Below are 22,914 nucleotides of genomic sequence, written 5' to 3'. Positions count from 1 at the left end.
CGTTCGCAAGTCTATTGGGCGACTTGCGATACGGCTGACATCAGCTCCTGCGGGCTTGGCGCCCCAAACATGTATCGCCCACCCTCTGGAACCTCCGTGAAGCTCCAGCGGACGATCCCCTGCCGGTCCAGCAGGAACTGACCGACCAATTGTCCGTGTCCCGTTGCTAGCATCTGCTCGTCGGCTTCGGTCAGCTCGTAATGGTCCCTCTTGTTGAGCATTTCACTGGCCGCAAGAGGATCCATAGGACCGGGCAACTCGCCTGGTATGTCGACCCGCATATCCTTTGCCGCTGCCATCGAGACCTTGTACGGCCAGTTCGTCTCGTTTTGGGTGAATTCGAGATTGGGCAGTCCAAAAGCACGATGTGAAGCGCGTTCAGGATCGGAGGCCGCAAGCAGATTCGGCATCGGATGGTAGCGGAAATAGAGACGCGCCCGTTCGATCGGCGTGTTGACCACCGTCAGGCTCTCCACGCCCCTTTCGCGCAGCTCCGGATCAAGCCGCGCCTGGGCGGCGATATGGCGCCGGCAAAACGCGCAATGCAGACCTCGAAACAGGCCGACCAGCACCGGTTTTTGGCCGCGAAAATCGTCAAGCGCGATCTTGCCTTCCTGGGTAATGGCGTCGAGTACCACGTTTGGCGCACGGTCGCCCGGTTGAAGCGGCACCAAGTCACTACGCGCGGACATTTCCAACCTCCAACCCCGGCTAGTCGAGAAAAGGCAGCACCACAAGCGCTTCCGGGTCGAGCCCGTGCTGGGCGCATATACCCTGCGCCAGGGAAAAGTAGCGTTCGGCCTCGGCCAGATTGTCGAGATCGAGATTAAGCGTTGCGAGACCATCATAACACGGAAACAGCAGTTGGGGTTCGCCCGTTTCGCGAGCTACGTCCAGTGCTTCGTGGAACAACCCAACCGCCAGGTCCGGACGGCCGTTGCACTGGTGGATTTGCCCAAGCACGATCAAAGGCACCGGCAGGTGCTCGCGCTGGTCGAGCGCCCGGTCGATCTCGATGGCCTTCTCGGCAGCGGGTACGCCCTCCGTTGGACAGCGATCCGTGAAAGTACAACAAGCGACCGCCAGATTGGCGAGGAGGCGCGCCTGGAAACCCAAATCACCAATACGGCGCGCCACTTCAAGACCGCGCCGACAGACCTCCATCGCCTTTGCGGGATCGATGGTCGTGTAAAGCACGCCGAGATTGGTGTAGCCGCGGCAGGCCGCGCCCAGCAGACCGGCGGCTTCGGCCAATTCAATGCTACGCTCAACCTGACGCACGGCCTCACGGTTTCGCCCAAGGCGAGCCAGCGCGACAGCCTTGGTATTGAGTGCCTCGGCGGTCACAAGAGTGGCATCACACCTTATCTCGGAGACATGCTCCGTTGTCAGTGTGCCTACGCAATCCAGCGCCGCGTCTGCCCATTTTGCCGCGAGAGCGTGATCTCCGCTACGGAACGCCTGTCGGCCACGTTCTTGCCACAGATGCGCCTGCTCGATCGGGGCATCCGCTCCATCGAGGAGCGCTGCCGCCTCAGCATAGCGGGGTTCTGCCTTGTCCCGCTTGCCGACATCCCAGAGTAGCCGACCGATCTTACGCAAAACTCGCGCCGAGGCGACGCGATTGGCTGACTCGCGGTATGCCTGCAACACCGTCTCATAGTGGTGGTGCGCGATCTCGCGGCGGCCTGCCGGGCCGCTCAAATCGGCAATGCGCTCTGCAATTGCCAGTTTGAGCGGTGTTTGCCCGATCGCGCCCAACGCAGTCAGTGCTCGCTCGTAGAAACGAAGGGCGTCGTCGTTGGCATATATCATGCGAGCGCGATCGCCTGCCGCCTGCAGGTAATGCGCGCCCTTCTCCCGCTCGGCGCTCTGTGCAAAATGATGACCGAGCACGGTCAAATCCTCGAGCCGTTCCGGCTCGTCGCCGCACAGTTGCTCCAAGGCAGCACCGATCCGCCCGTGGATTTCGGTCCGGCGTTGCAGGAGCAGATTCTGGTAGATCACGTCCTGCAGCAATGTTTGCGTAAAGCGGTAGCTTTGAGACGAGACCGAGCCTGATCCGGCAACTTCCTCGATGATTTCCGCATCGCAAAGCAGTTCGCAGCCGGCTTCGAGCCGGCCGGGGTCGGCTGTCACGGTTTTCAGAAGTGTGGCATCGAAGCGCGGGCCGATTACCGCGGCCTCCTGGGCCAACCGGCGCACCTCTTGGGGCAGCCGGTCGACGCGAGCAAGCAACATTGCCTGGATAGTGGCGGGGATGCCGGTTGCGACTTCGCCTGCCACAGTCCGCCATCGCTGGCCCTCTCGCACCAGTACACCGCGATCGATAAGGCCGCGAACGATTTCCTCTACAAAAAGGGGGTTGCCGCCCGCGCGCTCGAGGATCTGGTCGAGAAGCCCTCCCGCGGAGCTTACCCAGCTCTCGCCGAAAAGCGCTGCCAGCAGGCTGCGTCCGTCATCATTGTTGAGTGGCGGAAGCCTGAGCGCTGTGTGACTGACCCGACTTGAGTCGAGCTGGTCGTTGTCCGGCGCCGGACGATGCGTGACCAGCAACATCAACCGCGTGCGTTCCAACCTGTCCATCACGAAACGTAGTGCCTCGAGCGACACGGCGTCGGCCCAGTGCAGGTCTTCGACGACAATCAATAGCGGCGACAACGCAAGCCGCCGTTCGATGATTGTGCGGACTGCGTAGAGAATTTGCCGCCGCAGCTGCTCGGGCTCGACATGCTGCAAGGTGGCATCGGGGTCGCCAAGGCCAAGCACATGGTAGAGCAAAGGCATCAGCCGCTTCGCCTCCTCGCCCTGCAGGCCGAGATCGGCAAGCAAGCCTGCGAGCTTCCCCCGCATTTCGTCCCCATTGTCGTTTTGCATCATCCCGGCAGCGCTGCGCACCACTGCGCCCAAGGCGCCAAAAGATTGTTCACCCAGCGGTGAGCACGTGGCCTGCCGCACGGCGACGTTGCGAAAACGCTCGTCGTCGCCGACGCGGGCGACGAACTCACTCACCAGCCGCGATTTCCCGATGCCGGCTTCTCCGACGAGGCGGACAAGTTGGGCCGAGCCGCCGCACGCCTGGTCAAGGCTCGCCATCATTCTATTGAGCTCCGCACCACGACCTATTAGCGGCGCACTGAGGCCGAGCGCCTCGAGCCCGCGCGCTGCACGCGGCACCGCTAGCGGTGCGTCCAGTCGATGAACGAGCACGCTGCCAGCCTTGCCGCGAAACACGACATCACCCAGCGACTCATAAGAGAAGGCATGCCGGGTCAGCCTGTGAGTGAGCTCGCCTACCAGCACCTCACCCGGTGCGGCCAGCGATTGCAGGCGTTGCGCCGTATTCACTGTGTCGCCGGTCACGGAATAGGATCTGGCGGTGCCGATGCCCAATCCGCCAGTAACGACCGGACCAGTGTTTATGCCGATGTGGAGTAACAGAGGCGAGCCGGAGTGGGGGGTGCTTTCGCCGAGCCGCGCCGTCCGGGCGATCATGTCGAGAGCGGCACGAAGCGCGCGTTCCGGATCGTCCTCATGCGCGACCGGCGCACCGAACAAAGCGAGCAGCGCATCGCCGATGAATTTGTCGACGAACCCACCAAAGTTTCGCACGGCCGCCGTCAATTCCTTGAACAGTTTGTTCTGCAGCGCTTGCATGACCTCGGGGTCGAGCTGCTCGCTGAGTGTCGTAAAGCCGCAAAGGTCGGCGAACAGGACCGTTACCGTCCGGCGATCGGCGTCAGAGACGGGATGCAGCCCTTCTTCGCTTTCGATGTTCGGAAGCAGCGACGGAGTTCGAGAAGGCGACACAATGGTCCGGCTTGGTGCCGGAGCAGGCCGTTCGACGGCTTTTGCGGGCGCACCGACGCTTGCCCCGCATTTCGGACAGAACTCGAAATCAGGTGCGCAGGTGTAGCCGCAACTGGCGCATGGCACGGGCTGGCGCCTGCCACACCTCGGACAGAAGGCGTAACCGCCCTCAATCTCGAAACCGCAGCCCGAGCAGTCCATCGAACAAGACCTCACTAGTGGCCGTGACGGCGTGATCTCGCTCGCACTTCACGGCCAGGCTATTCACAAGGATGCACCGATAGCCGTCGGCGGGCAAGCGGCAGCGGGCGATCCGTGTGGGTCCGGTGGCAGACCGCTACCCATGACCTCTGATGCAACGGCTGGCTCGCAAACGCTGTCACCGACGTCTCGCGCGCGTTTCTGGCCGCCAGCTACGGTCATCTGGGCCGCTTCGCCGAGGCCCGCGCGCCATAGCAGGAGGTGCTTCGCGTCAATCGCGACTATTCGCTGGATACCGCTACAAAGTCTTGGTCTGCCACAAGAACCGGTCGATTTCGAACACGTGGTGGATGGGCTCCGCAAGGGCGGTGTGGTGCAATGACAGGTGAGGCCTGTGCGGCGGGGTCAGACGCCAGAGGCTCCCCGATGGATCGCCGTCGCTTGCGGTTGCGAATTAGGCTCAGGTCGGCTTGATCTCTGCCTGGCCGATCTTGCGCCATCTGGCGTTTTCGCGAACCAGTTTCAGGTCGTCGGTCGTCTCGGCAAATGTCCGCAATCGGTATTGCCGGAGCAGGTCCGGGAAGAGCGCTCCTTCCGGCAGGACGGCAAGCTGCTCGCGGACTGAGATCTTTTCATCGATGACCCGCATGCCCCAGGCATTTTCCCGAACCTGCAGTTCCGCGGCCAGATCGCGCTCTTCCGGCACGTTTTCGTCCAGCACGGCCAGGAGGATCGAGTGGAAAAGCGCTACATAGCCAATCTGTCTCAGGCCGCCCACGACCCGCACGCGCGGCAATATGGCAAGGACGAGGAACGTCAGGAACAAGTTCGGCAGCAGCACGCCGTCCAGCAGCGCCTGCCTGAGATACGGCCGCTCGAACGGGATGGAAAGACCTTGCGGCCTGTCGGGCTCGATCAGGTGCCCGTTCTCGAGAACGAGCTTGCGCACGCGCTCCTCGCGGATGCCCCAGAAATAGTCCGTGGCATTGGGCAGGAATCTGCCAAATGGGCTCGATGCGGCCTCTTGCCAGGCATGTTCGAGACGCTGGCGTCTTGCGGGTTCAATCAGCAGCCTGGAAAGAAGGCTGCCGTCATATTCTAGATGCCGCGCCATGGCAGCCGCGGCGACTCGATCATCGACGAAAACCGGCAGGGCCATGCCGGCACGATCCCAATTGGCGACCAGATCCTCATTCAGTTCAGTCAGCGCATCGGCGGCGGTTTCAAACACCTTGTCCCGGCTGGCAAGCAGTGTGCCCAGCCAGCGGCTGGCATCCGTTTCATCGCCCACCGCTTCGAGCGCGCGCTTGTTGATGGAGACGGGACCGGCCACGCAGGCGCTTTTGCGGCACAGTTTGTGGCGCCCCATGCCAAACAGGTTGACCTTGTCGTCGCCGACATCGAGCCATCCCGGCCCCTCCCGGCCAACTGTCTCCATGGTCATCGTCGTTCCCATGAAGCCGACGAAGGCCGACAGCCCGTTTTCGACCGCGCCGAGCCAGGCAAGCAGAAGGGCATCGAAGGTGATCCGGTCCATCAGAAGCAAGCAGTGCAGGCCGGACTGAATCACCGGTCTGTGCTCGAACTCGTCGAGGGCTTTGCCGATCTCCTCAGGCTGCATGATCCTACCGAGGCGCTGATGCAGGACTTCGCGCAGGATCGAGCGGGCAGCGATCGCCGGGCCCGATGCAGGCCTTGCCACCGGCCGCCACAGATGGCGGGCGTAATCGGAAACCGGTGCATTCCAGTTCTGCTCGATGTCGCGCACGACCTCCGGGCAGAGCAGCGACAGCACAGCCAGAATTTCCCGCGGAGGGGTAGGGGTTGGATCAAAGACGGCGGTCATTGGTCCCGTCTAGCCGCTTGCGGTGTAAACGCCAAGCGAGACCAGACTTGCTGGATGCGGCCGGCCCACATAGATCGTCAATTCGATCAAGGTGGTGTGAGACGAAATGACCGTATCCTACGCAGTTCTCCTTGAGCAATCCCCTGTTCGCTGCCTCGGCACGAATTGTCAGATTGGCCAAACAGCTAAGGCAAACAGCGGATCTTAGAACCGCAGCCGGGCCATGCTCAGGAGGTCGTGGTACTGCCCGTCGGTAAAGCCGGCCTTCACATGCCGGCCTTCGATCTCAAAGCCGTGGCTCTTATAGAGACGGAGGGCCGCTTCGTTGTCGGCATAGACGGTCAATTCGACTCGCTTCAGGGCGCGCCAGTTGTCGGCCACGTCAAGCAGCGCGCCAAGTATGGCAGAGCCGATACCTTTGCCGACAAAGGCATCGTCAAGGCCGATATTGATCTCGCCGATGTGCGAACGGCGCGGTGAACCTTGCACGACCAGGCTGCCATGGCCGACGACCTTGCCGTCCAGCTCGGCAACGATCCAGGTGGTTTCCGGGCCGGACTTGGCAATGCGCCGCGCCACCTGCTCCACCATCTCGAAAGGCATCCTGAGCGTGCCCCAGCGGAAGCCCGGCATGTTGAAGATAGCGCAAAGCGCCTCCGCATCGCTTGACCGGACGGACCGCAGCAGCGGCTGGATTTTCTCGGCGGGTGGCGAGGTCGTGCTGGTCATGGCGTTCCCGGCGAAGGCAATCGGCCCGGTACGATGCACCGGACGCCACCTGAAAATCCAGCCGTCTCTGACCTATGATACCGATTGCGGGCTAAAAATACCGGGAGGCAGCGTAGAGTTTGAACACGCCGCTGATGCCTATCCAGCCGAAAAGGGCGAGCCAGCACAATGTCCCGGTCGCCGTCCAGTCGATCCGGTGCACCGCAGCGTCGGTGATGACGACGCCGAGGATGGCAAGCAGGCCAACCAGAAACTGCGCCAACCCGATCACCAGCAGTTCCTCGCGCGGCGCGCTTCTCCAGACGAGATATATACCGCCCGCACCGGCGAGGAAGATGGCGCTGTAGACCTGAGCGTGGAAGGCATCGATCGGCCATGGCCAGATGCCACTGAATGTCAGGGGAAACAGCAACAGGCCGACGCCATAGAGCCCAAGGATCGCGGATTCCGCCGGCATGTAGCCGCGCCATGCGGGATTTAAGGTCACGCCTTTTGCGGAAGGACGGGCCCTGGCCCGCCACAGGAACAGCCCGGATAGCGCGGCCGAAGCAAGATAGACCAAAAACCACAGCCAAGGCGCTTTGCGCTCGAAGTTGAAATAGCCGAGATTGATGAACGAAGCCACCGACACGATGACGGTGAAGATGAAGGCCATGACGAGCACGAGCCTGCCGGGCGACCAGCGATTCCAGACCAGCAGTGCCGCCATCACGACCATTTCGGCGGTGTAGAAGCCACCGAGGAAGCGCGCATTGAACGGCGTGACGGCCCAAGGCCAGCCCGGTTTCACCAGCGCAGGCATGAAAAACAGGCCGGCGCCTACGATCAGGACGACGATGACCCCCGCAGAAAAAAGGCGCAGGACCGCGGGAAATGGCGGATTGTCTGATGTCGGCATGGAAGAAAATCCCAAAGATGAATGCTCCATGGACCATCATAGTGCTGCTTGCGGCCGGTTAAAATCCGCCGAATGGAAATTGAACGGTCACCAGGCTTATCCATTCGAATGGCCGTACGGTCCGTTTCGAAGTAAGATGGAACACTCGGACCAAAGATCGGTCCGGTCAAAACGCCTCGAGGTGCATTTTCCGGAGCCTGCACGATGAACGAAGCTCAGGATCTATTCTCACTTCTGCGACAATCGGCCGATGTCGATCCGCAGGCGATTGACGCGATGAAGCGAACCATCGCGGAGGGCGAGGACCGCGAACTTTGCCGCATCAATGCGCCAGCCTTCGCCAGCAAGCATGACCTCGACGAGGAGCGCGCAATAGGCGCCTTTCTCCATGCGGCGCGGGTGGGCATCTTCGACATTTCCTGGAATGTTCTGTGCCCCGGCTGCGGCGGTGTGCTCGACACCAACGCCACGCTGAAAACCCTGCAAAAGGACGAATACACCTGCGCGCTGTGCTCCGAGGGCTATTCACCGACTCTCGACGAGATGGTCGAGGTGACATTCACCGTCAGTCCCCGCGTGCGCAGGATTGCCGCACACAATCCACACGAACTGCCGGTGGCGGAATATTTCCGCCAGATCTACTGGGCGTCCGGCGTCGATCTGCCGGAAGAGGATTTCGTGAAAAAGCTGGAAGCGTTCTCGCTGGAGGATATCGAGCTTGCGCCCGGTGAAAAGGCGGTTCTGACCATACAGCTTCCGTCTGAATTCATCATCGTCTTCGAGCCGGTCACCCATTCAGCGCAGTTCATCGACGGGAAGGGCGAACCAACAAAGGAGCGCCGGAGCCTCTCTTTGGCCTTCGACCGCGACCATGTCCAGAACCAGACGCTGGAGATGCAACCCGGCCCGTTGCGCATTTCGCTGGAAAACCGGACCGACACCCGCGTGCTGCCGACAGTCTTCATCGCCGGCCAGACATTGCATGATTTCCTGGGCAAACGCCGGCCCTTCCTGACCGCCAAGCGCCTGCTCACCAACCAGACGTTCCGCGATCTCTATCGCACGGATACACTCGACATCAACCAGCGCCTGAAGATCACCAGCCTGACGTTCCTGTTCACCGACCTGCGCGGATCGACCGAGCTTTACGAGCGGGTGGGCGACCTTTCAGCCTTCGATCTCGTGCGCGAGCATTTCCAGGTTCTGCACGAGATCGTCACGGCGGAGGCAGGCGCGGTGGTGAAGACGATCGGTGATGCGGTGATGGCGACCTTCGCGACGCCTGATCGTGCGATTGCTGCAGCCCTCAGGATGCGCGATGCCATGCGTACGCTCAACGACAAGAGCGGCCGCGAGGATCTGCTGCTCAAGATCGGAGTCCATGCCGGCCCCTGCATCGCCGTGTCGATGAATGAGCGACAGGACTATTTCGGCCAGACGGTCAACATTGCTTCGCGGGTGCAGAACCTTGCCAACGCACAGGCGATCTTCGCCACTCGAGCGGTGGTCGACGACAATCTCACCGCCGATCTCTTACATAGGAACGCGCTGACGCCCGTGCCCCACGAGGTCTCGCTGCGAGGCATTGACCGGGAGATAGCAGTATACACGATCCCCTGAAGGCTTGGCCCCTGAAGAGTTGGCTCGTCCCGGCCCCTCACACGCGCCTACAGATAAAATAACGATCGGCGGCAATCGAAGGTGGCGGCGAGAGGCGTTGCAACTGCGGGTGATCGAGCGGCGTGCCGCTGACCGCGATGCCGCCGACGCGAAGCAGGCGCGCGGTCAGATCGGGAAGCCAGGTAGAGGTCACTGCATCGCGATCTTCATAGCCGGTGCCGATGTCGGCATGAACAAGAGCGGCGTCGATGCCAATGAACCTGCTCGCCGTCTCGCGTATTTCGCCGAGCACGAGGTTTTCAGCTTCGGGAATTGAGCTGGCGTGTGCGGCAAGTGCGCGATCGAACGCTACGATCCGGCGTCCGGGCAGGCGCTCGCGCAGATGGTGGAACGTCCGGCCATTGCCGAGGCCGAGCTCGAGCACGGGGCCCTCCATCTTCGCAACCTCGGCGCAGACATGATCGAGTATGTCGCGCTGTGCGGTCATCCTCCGGATGAAACTGTCAAGGCGACTCATGTGCGATTGTATGTCCAGAACCAGTTCACGAAATCAACTGCCCCCGACCAGAGCGTTTCGCGGCTGAAACCCAGGCCGACGAGCTAAACCCCGATCGAGTCTTGCCGCGTGTAGAGGCGAACGATGAACACTGCAACAAGCGAACAGGCTGCCGACAAGGATCATACCGGGTGGAATCGGCGGCGCAGCGCGCGGCGGAACAGCGATGTCATTTGTAGGGGTCCGCGGCGTCCCGCAACCCGTCGCCCAGGAAGTTGAACGCCAAGATGACGAGAACGACGGGGAGCATCGGCAAAAGCAGCCATGGATAGAACGCGATCACGCTGACGCTGCGCGCCTCGGTGAGCAGGATGCCCCAGCTGGTTATCGGTGCCCTCAGGCCGAGCCCGAGGAAGCTCAGCGCCGTCTCGCCCAGGATCATGCCGGGTATGGAGATCGTCGCCGTCGCGATCAGATGCGACATGAAGCCGGGAATGAGATGCCGCCCGATAATGCGGCTGCTTCTGGCGCCCATCAATTGCGCGGCCAGAACGTAATCCTCCTCGCGCAAAGCTAGAAGCTTTGAACGCACGGCCCGCGCCAGTCCGGTCCAGTCGAGCAGCCCGAGGATGACGGTGATGCCGAAATAGATCAGGATCGGACTCCAGGTTATCGGCATGATCGCCGCCAGAGCCAGCCATAGCGGAATGCTGGGGATCGATTGCAGAACTTCGATTATCCGTTGGACGATCAGGTCGAAGATACCGCCGTGATAGCCGGCCAGTCCGCCGATGACAATGCCGAGCAGGAAGCTGAAACTGATGCCGACGAGGCCGATTGTCAGTGAAATGCGGGCGCCATAGATGATGCGCGAGAGCACATCGCGCCCCAGCCTGTCAGTGCCGGCCAGAAAGAGCTGGCCGTTTTCGGCGGGGCAGACAAAATGCCTGTCACCTTCGATCAGGCCCCAGAACCGGTACTTATCGCCCTTGCAGAAGAAACGGATCCGCTGAACATCATCCTGGTTCTCGATGTAGTTCCGCTTGAGCGTGTCCATATCCAGCGTCATCTGGCGGCCATAGACGAACGGCCCGACGAACTCGCCGTTGTGGAACAGGTGCACCCGCTGCGGCGGCGAATAGATGTAGTCCATGTTGCGCGTGTGCAGATCGTAGGGCGCCAGGAACTCGCAGATCAGTATCCCGAAATAAAGCGCTGCCAGGAATATGCCGGATACAAGGGCAAGCCGGTGCCGACGGAATTTCCACCACATCAGCCGCAACTGCGACGCCTGAAAGACCTTCTCCTGCTCCGGCGTCATCGCCTCGACCGACTGCAGGTCAAAGGGCTCGATGGAAACGTAGTGTTGCAGTGGGGCACCCGGAGCGGGCAGCGGCGATTGCGTGTTCATTTGGTGCTGCCGCCTTGCAAACGAATTCGCGGATCAAGTAGCGCCAGCGCCAGGTCGGAAATCAGGACGCCGATGACCGTCAGGAAGGCGAGGAACATCAGGAACGACCCTGCGAGATACATGTCCTGGCTTTGCAGCGCCTTGATCAGCATCGGCCCGGTCGTTTCCAAAGACAGCACGATCGCCGTGATTTCGGCACCGGAGATGATGGCCGGCAGGATAGAGCCGATATCCGAAATGAAGAAATTGAGCGCCATGCGCAGCGGATATTTGACCAGCGCCCTGAAGGGATGAAGGCCTTTGGCGTGCGCGGTCACGACATATTGCTTATGTAGCTCATCGAGCAGATTGGCGCGCAGCCGCCGGATCATGCTTGCCGTGCCCCCGGTGCCGATGATCAAGACCGGAATCCAGAGATGGGCGAGGATCGATTTCGCCTTGGCCCAGCTCATCGGCTCGCCGAGATATTGCTGGTCCATGAGATGGCCGATAGACGTTCCGAACCAGATGTTGGCGAAATACATCAGGATCAGCGCCAGCATGAAGTTCGGAATCGCAAGGCCGAGAAGGCCGAAGAAAGTCAGGCCGTAGTCGCCCCAGCTGTATTGATGCGTGGCGGAGTACATGCCGATCGGAAAGGCGATGAGCCAGGTAAAGATGATCGTGACGAAGGAAACCAGCACCGTCAGCCACATTCGGTCCCCGACGACGTCGCGAACCGGCAGCTCATATTCGAAGGAATAGCCGAAATCGCCGTGCAGCATCCCGCCGACCCAGTAGAAGTAGCGAATGACCGGTGGCTTGTCGAAACCATATTCCTTGCGCATCATCTCGATGCGATCGGAATCCACCGCTTCGCCCTGAGCCCGAAGCTCGGCAACATAGCTGTCGAAATAGTCGCCTGGGGGAAGTTCGATGATCGTGAACACCAGTGCCGATATGACCAGCAGCGTTGGAACCATCACGGCGATACGCCAGACAAAATATCGAAGCACGCTCAGGACTCTCCAAGCCAGAATGTATCCGGCATATAGACACCGAAATAGGCGGTCGGGTCGTAGCCGTAGAGCGCCTTGTCAGGCAGATTGCGCAGCCGCGAGGATGCCAGAATCGGCTGATGCGTTCCGTTTACCGTGCCGATCGAAAACACCTGATCGGTATAGATCGACAGCATTGAATTCCAGATCTCGGCGCGCTCCGTGGCTTCGGTCGATGCGTTCCAGCGCTTGAGTAAAGCCATCAACTCGACCACGGGCGGAAGATCGGGCGCTTCGCCGACCTTGCCACGGGACAAGTAGTGAGCACCCCAGAGCGGCCATTGCAGCTGGTCATCGACGGTGGGGGCGAGTTGGTAGGGGTTCATGTCGGCGGTCGGCACGCCATTGTCGATGCCCGACCACATCGACATCATGATCTGGCCACCAAGCGCGCGGCTGCGGAAGATGTCGCGCTGCGAAGTCCGGATGAACAGGGCGATGCCGATCTTGCGCCAGTGATCGGTGATGAGCTCGAGCGCGTCCGTTTCCAGCGTGCTTTCGCCGGCCGTTTCCACTACGAGCTGCGCCGGGCGTCCGTCGGGGAGTATCCGCAGGCCGTCATCGTCACGCGCCTGAAGCCCGACCTCGTCGAGCAGGGCATTGGCCTGGTCGGGATCATGGGCGACCCAGGCTTTCGCGAATTCCGGCCGGTAGAGCGGGCTCTCCGGCAGGACCGTATCGGCACTTTCCTGCGCCAATCCGTAGAACACAGCCAAATTGATCTCGCGCCTGTCCACAGCGAGCGAAAGTGCGCGGCGCACGCGCACGTCACGAAAAAGGCCACGCCACACCTGGTCGGCACAATTCAGATTGGGCAGCAGCGCCAGCCGCGAACCTTGTGTGCGTTTCCAGAGATGCATCTTCACCGGGTAGCGCTTCTCCGCATCCTTCAGGAAGGAGTAATCGGTGAAGTCAATTCCCATGCCTTGCAGGTCGCTCTCGCCCGCACCGGTCTTGGCGGAAATGATCGCCGACGAGCTGACATTCATGACAATCCGGTCGACATAAGGCAGTTGCCGGCCATTCTCGTCTATTCGATGAAAGAACGGGTTCCGCTCGAAGACGAACTGCTCAGCCGGCGGCTTGGTCCGGTTCTGCCAGGGATCGAGCGTCGGCAGTTCCGGGTTCTCCGGGCGATACTGCCGCGACATGCGGATATGCAAGAGCGTCCATTTCTGGGCCCGGTTCTCCTTCATTAGGCCGGCGAGCCGGAATGGATCTTGGTATTTCTTGTGGAACTGCTTGAGATAGGCGGCCGGCAGAACAAGCGATAGGGGCGAAGCAGCGGCGAGCTTGGGCAGGAAGTCGGGATTGGGCGCATCCCAACTATAGCGGACTGTCAACGGATCGACGATCTCGAAGCGTGGCGGCTTGCCGTCCGCCAGCAGGGCCGGGGCGAGCCCGCCTTGCGAAAGCTCATCGTTCAGCCAGACATCTTCCCAGCAATAGCGAAAATCCTCCGACGTCAGCAGGCTACCGTCAGACCATTTATGTCCTTCTCGTATCTTGAAAGTGAAGACACGATCATCCGCTACATCGAAGCTTTCGAGAATGTCGGCTTGCAGGTTAAGCTTTTCGTCATAGCCGACCAGGCGAGCGTACCCGTAGATCGTCATCATCCGGATATCTTTCTGGCTGCCGATGATCGTGCGCAGCGTGCCGCCATATTGGCCGGGCTGCCGGCCCATCGCAGCGAGATTCAACGCGCGCGGGCGCTTTGGCAGGCGTTCGGCGAGTGCCGGCAGCGCTCTGGCCTTCAGCTGCGGCTCAAGAAATTCCGGCTCCAGATCGCCGGCGCGCAACGTGCCCGGCAGAAATGCCGAAGCCATGAGTCCAAGGACGGTGCGCCGGCTGATCAATGGCGTAGCTCGCTGAAATCGGCCGAACGTCGGGCCAGCACGAGGTGGCCGCCGCCAAGATCGAGCGGCGACAGCATATCCTCGTCGCCCTCGTCGCGGAATTGCGGTCCCCATGCGCTGGTGTCGGAAGCGCCGCTGAGTTTCAGCGTCTTGAAATCCATCGGCCTGTCGAGATCGGGGAAAGGTACTGCGGCGACCAATGAGCGCGTGTAGGGGTGGACCGGTTTCCTAAGCAGAATTTCGCGCGGCGCGAGCTCGACGATACGCCCGCCGCACATCACCGCGATACGGTCTGCCATGTAGTCCACCACCGCGAGGTTGTGGGATATGAACAGGTAGGTCAGGCCCAGTTCTTTCTGCAGGTCCTTCAGAAGGTTCAGGATCTGCGCCTGGACAGAGACATCGAGTGCCGAAACCGGCTCGTCGCAGATCAGGAGTTCAGGCCCCAGCGCCAACGCGCGCGCGATGCCGATACGCTGACGCTGCCCGCCGGAGAAACTATGCGGATAACGCTTTATGAAGCGCGGGTCGAGCCCGATTGCCTGCATCAGGCTCTTGACCGTGGCGAGTCGGGACGCGGCATTGCCACGTCGATGGATTTCCAGCGGCTCGCTCAAAATGTTCTCCACCGTCATGCGGGGTGAAAGCGACGAAACCGGATCCTGGAATACCATCTGGATTTTCGCGCGCAGCATGCGCAGGGCGTCTCCCTCGGCTTCCAAGACGTCGATCGGACCATCGCGGCCATTGAAGATCACAGAGCCGCCGGTAGGGGTGACAGCCCGCATGAGGATCTTGCTGACGGTGGTTTTGCCGGAGCCGCTTTCGCCGACAAGACCCAGGCACTCACCCCGCCTGATATCAAAGCTCACGCCGTCCACGGCGCGAACAGAGGTTTGATGATCTCCGCCGAACCATCCGGACTTGCGGATCGTGAAGGTCTTTGTCAGATCGCTGACCGATAGCAGGAGGTCGTTCGGCCCCTTCGATGCCGGCGCCGTCTGCTTGCCGAGCAGGTTCCCGACATTCACCGGCACCTCGCGGAGCGCCTTTAGCCTTTCGCCGGGCTTCAGGTCGAAATGCGGAACGGCTGCCATCAGGCCCTTCAGGTAAGGGTGGCCCGGCCGGCGGAATATCGCCTCCACGGGTCCCGCTTCCATGATCTCGCCATGGTACATGACCACCACCTCGTCGGCGACATTGGCGACTACGCCAAGGTCGTGCGTGATCAGCAGCATCGCCATGTTCAGCTTCGTCTGAAGCTCGCGCAGCAATTGCAGGATTTGCGCCTGGATGGTCACGTCCAACGCCGTCGTCGGCTCGTCGGCGATCAACAGGGCGGGCCGGCAGATAAGCGCCATGGCGATCATGGCGCGTTGACGCAATCCTCCCGAAAGTTCAAAGGGATACATGTCATAGGCGCGCTTGGGGTTGGGAAAGCCGACAAGGCCGAGCATTTCCTCGGTCCGCGCCTTGCGCTCCACCCGGGCCATGGGCGTATGAATCTGCAGGGATTCGCTGACCTGATTGCCGATCGTATGCAGCGGCGACAGCGATGTCATCGGCTCCTGAAATATCTTGCCGATGCGGCTGCCTCTCAACGCCCGGATTTCGGTTCCGTCACGCGGCATCTGCAGGATATCCTGCGTCGTACCGGGCTTTTTTGGATCGGAAAACAGGATACGGCCGCGAACATGGGCTGTGTTCGGCAAAATGCCCATCACTGCCTGGCTGAGAACCGATTTTCCGGAACCGGACTCGCCCACAAGCGCGGTAACCTTGCCGGGCAGGACGCGAAGATTTGCACGCCTGACAGCATGCAACGGTCCCCCTATAATGGCAAAAGAGATGCCAACATCCTCGATCCGCAGCAGATCAACGCCCAAATTCATTCTCACACCAGCCCCCACTCTGGCACGTCCAGAAGGCGAGACTAACGCATTGCCAGCCTAGAGCAACTTGGATTCGAACAGTCGCCAGTTCCCTGGCGGAACCGGCGACCGGACTGCATACCAAACGCGTTCGGATCAGAGCGTGGCGGTTACTGGAGCTTCCTCGGGTCGCCCGCGGACGGCCGCGCGGCATTGCGATGAAGCAGCATGACCTGCTCGGCGTCCGATATGCGGTCGTAAATCGGCTCCAGCGCACCATCTTCGTCGAGCGACAGAGCACCCGACAAATCGGGTGAAAGCACCGTTAGCTTCTGCCTGATGCCCGCCAGTTCCTCCATGCCGAGCGCCAGCCAGTTGTTGGCGCCGCAATAGCTGGCGAAGTCTTTGCTGGCGAGAACGCTGTGCGGATATTTCTTGGTCAGGGTCTGGAGGCGCTGGACCTCGTTTACAGCCGAGCCGAAGACAGAGAATGTGAGCCGGTCGGTAAGCCCGACATTGCCGAACATCACATTGCCGACATGCAGCCCGATACCATAGTTTATGTCGCTCAATCCCTGCTGCTTTCTGCGCAGATTAAGATCCATCATGCGCGCGGTGGCCTTGTGCGCTGCTGCAAGAGCAGCCTGGCAGGCGATCTCGGACTGTGAACGGTGCCTTGCGCAAGGGTAGACGGCAATGAAGCCATCACCTATGAAACTCATGATCTGCCCACCCTTGCGATTGAAAGGTGCAGCAGCGGCGTCGAAAAACTGGTTCAGCGTATCGATATAGACTTCGCGGCCGGAGGTTTCGGCAAGTCTTGACGACCCGCGCATGTCGCCCATGACCAGTGCCGCCCGGATTGTATCACCCTCGCCGCGCTTGATCTGGCCTTCGAGCACGCGCCTGCCGGCGTCGCCGCCGAGATAAGTGGTCATCATGTTGTCGGCAAGCTTGGTGAGCACCGCCATCTTGGTTGCGATAGCGAGATGGTTCTGGATACGCAGCAGCGCCGAAATCATGCTGTCGCTGAAGCCTGCAGCACTGTCGGTGGACCAAGACCCGATCATGCCCTGACTGGTGTTGCCGCTGAAGGGATGGACAAAAGCCATGTAATCGGTGACGCCCATCAGCTTGAGGTCATCGAAAACAGGAAATTCCGACGGCACCGACGGGTCGAGCCGGCGCCGCAGATGGTCCAGCTTATGGCTGAGCAGATGGTAGTATGGGCTGGTCAGGAATCTGTCGGAATGAACGCCGTTCTCCTTGCGGAAGCCTTCCACTTCCAGGCCCTGGCCGCGGAGCCAGGTGAAGCCGAGCGCGTCATAAAGCGGATGAAGCATCGAAAAGCTCAAATGCACCCGCTTCAACGGCAGGCCGGCAGCAGCCAGCCGTTCACAAAAGCCCCTTACCAATGTTTCCAGGTCGTTGCCCGCCAACGCCGATTGGGTCAGCCAATCGGCAACCTTATCCATGAGAATGGCAGAAATTTCTGCTTGCGCTGTGCTCATGCTATCTCGAAATCTCCTTGATCCGCCACAAATTCGCCGGCTCGGACGCCGTCAGGCCTTCACCACCGTCTCTCGGGCTAGCCCGAGGCGGCCAAAAACATTGCGTGTGTCGACGATCAGTAGAGCGTGATCCGCGATCGCCTGATAGTCGATCGCGTCGTGGTCGGTTGCAACGACGACAGCGTCGAAATCCTTCAAGGCCACCTCGGTCAATTCGACCGAGCGACGCCCCTTGATCGCCATATGCTCCCGTGTGGCCGGGATTTCGGTAACATGCGGATCGTGGAATTCCGCCTTGCCGCCCCATTCCTCGATGAGTTCAATGAGCCGCAATGAGGGGCTTTCGCGGATGTCGGGCACATTCTTCTTATAGGCGAGCCCGATGATGAGAATGCTCGAGCGGCTGAGCGCCTTGCCGCAGCGCCGGTCCAGCGCCTTCGCCAGTTCATCGACCACATGACGCGGCATGGCCGTGTTGATCTCTGCCGCCAGCTCGATGAAGCGGGTCGGCAGTTCGTATTCGCGAGCCTTCCACGTCAGGTAGAAGGGATCGATCGGAACGCAGTGCCCGCCAAGTCCAGGGCCGGGATAGAAAGGCATGTAGCCGAAGGGCTTGGTCTTTGCCGCCTCGATCACCTCCCAGATGTCGATTCCCATCGCACCGAGCACGATCTTCAACTCGTTGACGAGGGCGACGTTGACCGAGCGGAAGATGTTTTCCGTCAGCTTGACCGCCTCGGCGGTCGCCGTGGTGGAAACCGGAACGACGGTCTTGACCACGCCATGGTAGAAAGCCTGCACGAGCGTCGCCGCTTCAATGCCGTCACCTGCCACGACCTTGGGGATCGTCGCGACTTCAAAGCTGCGGTTGCCGGGATCCTCGCGTTCGGGCGAGAAGCCGAGGAAGAAATCTATCCTCGACTGCAAGCCGGTTTTTTCCAGGATGGGCTTGATCACGTCGTCGGTGGTGCCGGGATAGGTGGTCGATTCCAGCACGATCAGCTGGCCGAGACGCAGATGCTTCGCGATGGTGCCTGCGGTGTTCCTGACAAAGGAGAGATCCGGCTCGCGGTGTTTCGTCAGTGGTGTCGGAACGCAGATGATGATGACATCGCAGACGGCCAGTTCGGCAAAATCCGCAGTGGCGCGGAACTGTCCGCTTGCCACCTGGCCGGCAAGAGCTGTCGACGTCACCGCCTCGATGTAGGATTGGCCGTTGTTCAGGCTCTCGACCTTCTGGCCTTCGATGTCGAAGCCGGAAACCGGGAAGCCGGCGCGTGCGATCGCAACCGCCAGCGGCAACCCGACATAGCCCAGTCCGATCACGCCGACTTGCGCGGCACGCGTCGAAATCCGGTTCAGAAGACGGTCATATGTCGATCGTGAGGCGTCCAAAAATCTGCTTCCCGTCAATTCGGACAGGCCGTCCGCTTCCATGGTGAGGCTCACCGCTCACAAGAGCCCCGAGGCATATTGCGGAAAATCGATGTCCGCAAGCGTCAGACCGGCACCTTCGCCTTAAGGCTTGCGGCAGCCATCGCATAGCCGCCGGCGGCGCCATCGATGAAATGAACGTGATCGCGCTGCAGCGGCGATGCGACGAGGCATGTCATCAAGGCCGATTTCTGGCGGTGCAGGCCATAGTTGCAGATGCCCGCCTCTTCCGCCTGTTTCAGCCGGTCCTCGATCCGTTGCAACACATCCGCGTCAACGTCGATGGTCATCTTCAAGCCATCGTCGAACTTCCGGAAATCCGAATTGCTGGCCACTTCGCGTTTGTAGATCTTCGGATCGAATCTGCCGATCGTCCAGCCATATCTATCCGTAACAGCCGTAAGAGTCATTAGGAACACTATCCACAGCTTCGACAGCCACCGCCGTCCTGCCGGCGCCGTGGCTCGCGCTTCGATATCGAGGCCGGCGGGCAGCATACTGTAGTCCGGCCCGTTCACCGGCACCGGGTGGCCATCGCGTTCCTGCCTGCCGGCAAGGGCGATGATGTCGGAAACCAGAAACTGAAAACCGCGCAAGTCGCGCGACGCCCCCGGTATGGCTATGATCGAGACGATTTCGCCATGGCGGGCTTCGATCGGGTTCCAGCGGCACGAGAGGCCGGTCAGGTCCGGCCGCGCGCCGGCCGGCGCAGGATCGATGCGGTAGCGCCCCGCTTTCATCTCGGCTTCCGCCCAACTGCCACCACCTCCGGCGAACATGGCATAGAAGACCGCATCGGAGGCCTGGAACCTCGCCACGCGAACGTCGAGGCCTTGCGCTCTTATATCCTTTATCGGCACGATTGCGGCACGCAAGGTCAGGTCCAGTTCGTCCGCCACCCATCTCTGGACAGCCGCCAGCGCGTTGCGGGTGATCTCCAGCGCCGAGCCGGGAAACGCCACGAGCGCACCGTCGCCGCCGAAGACAAAGGGAAGATCTTGCCTACCCAGCGCATTGAGCAGCGCCGAAATGACGCTGGCACCGGCCATATTGACGGTTTTATAGCGCCCCGCCTCGATCGCCTTGGTCGAGCCGACGATGTCTGCGGTGGCCAGCGCCCAGCCATCGGGGAGAGGCCGATAGTTATCGATATCGGCAACGCTTTCGAACTTTGCGAAGACCGGCAGAGAAGCGACAAACGGATCGGACGCGGCAGCTGTTTCCATGAGCATCAAATAGCACATTCCAGTGCTTGAGGGTGAAGTCGATCATGCTTCGAAATTGACTTGCGCAGGCTTTCCGATGATAGGGTCCGGCGATGCGAATTGCCTTCTACGCGCCGCTGAAGTCGCCCAATCATCCCGTTGCCTCCGGCGACCGCCAGATGGCACGGATGCTGGTCAAGGCACTGGAGCATGGAAGGCATAGCGTCGAATTGGCATCCGAATTGCGCTTCTATCTACGCGAACCGGATTCGAAAAGTTTCGATGCGCTCAAGATCGAGGCCCGGGAGGAAGCCGCGCGGCTGGCAAGGCTTTGGGATCGTGACGGCAAGCCCGATCTGTGGTTCACCTATCATCCCTATTACAAGGCACCCGACCTGATCGGGCCCGAACTGGCGTTGGCCTTTGGTGTCCCCTATGTGACAGCGGAAGCCTCCTATTCGAGGCGGCGCAACACCGGTTTGTGGGCCGATACGCAAGCGTTGGTGGCGCGAGCCGTCGAACAGGCGGCGCTGAACATCTGCTTCACGCAAAGGGATCGTCAGGGACTGGCAGATGCGGTACCCGACGCCGCTTTCGGCATGCTTTCGCCCTTCATCGACACATCGCTATTCCGGGAAACGCCGGCGCGGGGTTGTCCGTCGCGCCTCGTTACCGTCGCCATGATGCGCCCGGGCGACAAAGTCGAAAGCTATGGCATGCTGGCGCAGGCGCTCGGTTCGATCGGTCACCTGCCCTGGACGATGTCGGTCGTCGGGGACGGACCTGCCCGCGAGGAGATCAAAGCGCAATTCGCCGGCTTGCCCGCCGACCGTATCGAATGGCTTGGCGCGATTGAGCCAGCCGCCGTGCCGGATGTCCTCTACAGTGGGGGAATTTACGTCTGGCCGGGTTTCGGCGAGGCCTATGGCGTTGCCTATCTTGAAGCACAGGCCGCCGGCCTTCCGGTTGTGGCTCAGGACATCGCCGGCGTGCCGGAGGTCGTGCGGGATGGCCAGGCCGGGTTTCTCACCCCGCCGGGCGATGTGGCGGCGTTCGCTTCTGCCATTGAAAGGCTTCTGGCCCGTAACGACGAAAGATCCATCATGGCCGCAGAAGCCAGACGTTTCATCCTCGAAGAACGTTCTATCGGTGCTGCGGCGGCGCGTCTGGCCGAACTTCTTGCAAAGATCCCGGCCTCATGACATCCGATCAGATCTGGCAACCCTTGGTGGAGGAACTGGCGAGCCGGCAACGGGCGGACCGTAAGGCAGAGTTCTGGCTGCGCGACGATGACGCCGTGGATCCGACGCCTGCGCTTGATCGGTTGCTCGACCTCACTGGTGAATTCGCGGTTCCGGTGACTCTGGCCGTCATTCCCGCCCTGACTGACGAGAAGCTTGTCGTTCGGCTTGACGAGGCGCCGCATGCCACGGTCGCCATCCATGGCTGGGCGCACCGAAATCATGCGCCCGAGGGCCAGAAGAAGCAGGAGCTCGGCGCGCATCGGCCACGCGAGGCGGTGCTCGATGATGTGGCTCGCGGGCTGGCGCACGTAACCGGCCTGCACGGCGCACGTGCCGTTCCGATGCTGGTGCCACCCTGGAACAGGATCGACGCCGGCTTGGTATCCGACCTTGGATCGATAGGATTTTCGGCATTGTCGGTCTACGGGCCGCCAATGCCGGCTTCACTTGCGGTCATCAACAGCAATGTCGACATCATGGATTGGCATGGCACGCGCGGGTGCCGCGATCATGGCCTGTTGGTTCAGGCTATCATCGCGCACTTGCAGCATGCATTCGATAGGGGCGAACCGGTGGGCCTGCTCACCCACCATCTCGTACATGATGAATCGGCCTGGCTCTTCCTCGAACGGCTGTTCACAGTCACCGCACAGACTGAAGCCTGCGCATGGCTTCCGATCAGGACATTGATCGGGCGCAGCGCCGGTGGAACAATTCCAGGAAAGTGTGAACGGTTTCCGTCCGGAATTGCGTCAAGACAAAGAGATAGAGGAAAATAGCTCAGCGCTTTTTGCGCAATGAGACTGGAATGTTGAGCGTCTGGCCATCCCGCGCGGCAAAAGCGCCGGTAAACCTGTCCTTGGCCAGTTTCTGGATCTTGTCCAGTTCCTTGTCGGTGCGTGTCGGATCGTGGTGAAACAGCGCAAGCCTCCGCGCACCTGCCGCCTCACAGAGTTTGACGCCCTGTTGCCACGTCGAGTGCCCGTAACCGCGGCGGCGTTCCATTTCCTCCTCGGTGTAGGTGCAATCGTAGATGACGAGGTCGGCATCTTCGATCAGGCCGAGCACCGTCTGATCGAGTTTGTCCGGGTCGTGCTCAGTGTCTGTGATCACCGCCACGACGCCGCCACCCCATTCGACCCGGTAGCCTATGCAGCCGCCCGGATGCATAAGACTGCCGGTTCGGACCACCACCCCTTCGCGCGGGCGAAGCACGTCTCCGGATACGAAATCGCGATAGTCGAGGCTTGCCTTGCAGGCCTCCAATTTCACCGGAAACCACGGCGGCCGCATGAACTCATCGACCATCTGCCGGGTCGTCATGTGTCCTGCAAGATGCCCGGACCAAAGCGTAACCTTGGCGCCCCGGTCATAGATCGGCGCAAAAGACGGCAGCCCGATGATGTGATCGTAATGGCAATGGGTGAAAAGCAGGTCGAAATCGGTCACGCCCAACGCCTGAAGCGCCGCGCCGGCAGGCCGTAGGCCAGAGCCTGCGTCGAACAGAAGCGTATGCTTGCCGCATCGCATCTCGACGCAGATTGAGTTGCCGCCATAGCGAGAGAATTCTGGCCCTGATACCGAAATGCTGCCGCGGACACCCCAAAACCTGACCTGGAAAACGTTGTCGTCCATGCTACCCCTTCGCCCATCATATCCAAACAACTGCTGCTAGGCGAGACAGGCTTTCTCCGGGTGATCTTCTCAGCGAGAGGACAGTGCCGTCACGACGGCGAGGATCG

The 22,914-nt window shown here is 61.0% G+C and carries 17 protein-coding genes and 1 pseudogene; 4 read left to right on the top strand and 14 right to left on the bottom strand.

Annotated elements, in window-relative coordinates; all coding sequences use genetic code 11:
- Window positions 1-11: 11 nt before the first annotated feature.
- Window positions 12-692 (bottom strand): peroxiredoxin-like family protein, encoded by a 681-nt coding sequence (locus tag NKH60_RS26510; RefSeq protein ID WP_352470916.1) that lies wholly within the window; start codon window positions 690-692, stop codon window positions 12-14.
- A gap of 19 nt (window positions 693-711) precedes the next feature.
- Window positions 712-4,011 carry an adenylate/guanylate cyclase domain-containing protein gene (locus NKH60_RS26505; protein ID WP_352820744.1) on the bottom strand — a complete coding sequence of 1,100 codons (3,300 nt, stop codon included), beginning with the start codon at window positions 4,009-4,011 and terminating at the stop codon, window positions 712-714.
- Between the two features lie 171 nt (window positions 4,012-4,182).
- Between NKH60_RS26505 and NKH60_RS26500 the strand changes: the two are divergent.
- Window positions 4,183-4,393: pseudogene (locus NKH60_RS26500) on the top strand (adenylate/guanylate cyclase domain-containing protein); the annotation flags it as partial.
- Between the two features lie 78 nt (window positions 4,394-4,471).
- Here NKH60_RS26500 and NKH60_RS26495 read toward each other — a convergent pair.
- The 3 genes from NKH60_RS26495 to NKH60_RS26485 form a co-directional block, all read right to left on the bottom strand.
- Window positions 4,472-5,857 (bottom strand): hypothetical protein, encoded by a 1,386-nt coding sequence (locus tag NKH60_RS26495; RefSeq protein WP_352500817.1) that lies wholly within the window; start codon window positions 5,855-5,857, stop codon window positions 4,472-4,474.
- A gap of 204 nt (window positions 5,858-6,061) precedes the next feature.
- Window positions 6,062-6,586 (bottom strand): GNAT family N-acetyltransferase, encoded by a 525-nt coding sequence (locus NKH60_RS26490; RefSeq protein WP_352470882.1) that lies wholly within the window; start codon window positions 6,584-6,586, stop codon window positions 6,062-6,064.
- 91 nt (window positions 6,587-6,677) lie between these two features.
- Window positions 6,678-7,484: a hypothetical protein gene (locus NKH60_RS26485; protein WP_352834874.1), complete on the bottom strand. Its 807-nt coding sequence runs from the start codon at window positions 7,482-7,484 to the stop codon at window positions 6,678-6,680.
- Between the two features lie 204 nt (window positions 7,485-7,688).
- On the opposite strand from NKH60_RS26485, the gene NKH60_RS26480 reads away from it, so the two are divergent.
- Window positions 7,689-9,104, top strand: coding sequence for an adenylate/guanylate cyclase domain-containing protein (locus tag NKH60_RS26480; protein WP_352614639.1), 1,416 nt, complete (start codon window positions 7,689-7,691; stop codon window positions 9,102-9,104).
- A 37-nt stretch (window positions 9,105-9,141) separates the two neighbouring features.
- Here NKH60_RS26480 and NKH60_RS26475 read toward each other — a convergent pair whose 3' ends face one another.
- The 8 genes from NKH60_RS26475 to NKH60_RS26440 all read right to left on the bottom strand — a co-directional run bounded on the left by NKH60_RS26475 (window position 9,142) and on the right by NKH60_RS26440 (window position 19,967).
- The gene (locus NKH60_RS26475; RefSeq protein ID WP_352541938.1) at window positions 9,142-9,621 is read right to left on the bottom strand and encodes a class I SAM-dependent methyltransferase; all 480 of its coding nucleotides are present in this window, start codon (window positions 9,619-9,621) and stop codon (window positions 9,142-9,144) included.
- Between the two features lie 208 nt (window positions 9,622-9,829).
- Window positions 9,830-11,011, bottom strand: a complete 1,182-nt coding sequence (locus NKH60_RS26470; RefSeq protein ID WP_352470886.1) for an ABC transporter permease — start codon at window positions 11,009-11,011, stop codon at window positions 9,830-9,832.
- On the bottom strand, window positions 11,008-12,006 hold the full coding sequence (locus NKH60_RS26465) for an ABC transporter permease (protein ID WP_023675966.1): 999 nt from the start codon (window positions 12,004-12,006) through the stop codon (window positions 11,008-11,010). The genes NKH60_RS26470 and NKH60_RS26465 overlap by 4 nt, the downstream gene beginning before the upstream one ends.
- Before the next feature lie 2 nt (window positions 12,007-12,008).
- The gene (locus NKH60_RS26460; RefSeq protein ID WP_023675965.1) at window positions 12,009-13,907 is read right to left on the bottom strand and encodes an ABC transporter substrate-binding protein; all 1,899 of its coding nucleotides are present in this window, start codon (window positions 13,905-13,907) and stop codon (window positions 12,009-12,011) included.
- Window positions 13,904-15,799: an ABC transporter ATP-binding protein gene (locus tag NKH60_RS26455; protein WP_352614644.1), complete on the bottom strand. Its 1,896-nt coding sequence runs from the start codon at window positions 15,797-15,799 to the stop codon at window positions 13,904-13,906. Before NKH60_RS26455 ends, NKH60_RS26460 begins: the two co-directional genes overlap by 4 nt.
- A gap of 149 nt (window positions 15,800-15,948) precedes the next feature.
- Complete coding sequence (locus NKH60_RS26450) at window positions 15,949-17,289, bottom strand: adenylate/guanylate cyclase domain-containing protein (protein ID WP_352470889.1); 1,341 nt, start codon at window positions 17,287-17,289, stop codon at window positions 15,949-15,951.
- Between the two features lie 51 nt (window positions 17,290-17,340).
- Window positions 17,341-18,684: a nucleotide sugar dehydrogenase gene (locus NKH60_RS26445; protein WP_352470890.1), complete on the bottom strand. Its 1,344-nt coding sequence runs from the start codon at window positions 18,682-18,684 to the stop codon at window positions 17,341-17,343.
- A gap of 104 nt (window positions 18,685-18,788) precedes the next feature.
- Complete coding sequence (locus tag NKH60_RS26440) at window positions 18,789-19,967, bottom strand: DUF3095 domain-containing protein (RefSeq protein ID WP_352470891.1); 1,179 nt, start codon at window positions 19,965-19,967, stop codon at window positions 18,789-18,791.
- 74 nt (window positions 19,968-20,041) lie between these two features.
- On the opposite strand from NKH60_RS26440, the gene NKH60_RS26435 reads away from it, so the two are divergent.
- Entirely contained in the window at window positions 20,042-21,130 is a 1,089-nt protein-coding gene (locus tag NKH60_RS26435; RefSeq protein WP_352834878.1) for a glycosyltransferase family 4 protein, read from the top strand.
- On the top strand, window positions 21,127-21,951 hold the full coding sequence (locus NKH60_RS26430) for a polysaccharide deacetylase family protein (protein WP_352834881.1): 825 nt from the start codon (window positions 21,127-21,129) through the stop codon (window positions 21,949-21,951). The genes NKH60_RS26435 and NKH60_RS26430 overlap by 4 nt, the downstream gene beginning before the upstream one ends.
- Before the next feature lies 1 nt (window position 21,952).
- On the opposite strand, the gene NKH60_RS26425 is transcribed toward NKH60_RS26430, so the two are convergent.
- Window positions 21,953-22,807: an MBL fold metallo-hydrolase gene (locus NKH60_RS26425; RefSeq protein WP_352834883.1), complete on the bottom strand. Its 855-nt coding sequence runs from the start codon at window positions 22,805-22,807 to the stop codon at window positions 21,953-21,955.
- Window positions 22,808-22,914: the final 107 nt, after the last annotated feature.

The organism is Mesorhizobium sp. M1006, assembly GCF_040318825.1.
Taxonomy (GTDB): domain Bacteria; phylum Pseudomonadota; class Alphaproteobacteria; order Rhizobiales; family Rhizobiaceae; genus Mesorhizobium.
The sequence above is the reverse complement of the archived record's forward strand: the minus strand, read 5'-3'. Positions and strand labels throughout refer to the sequence as shown.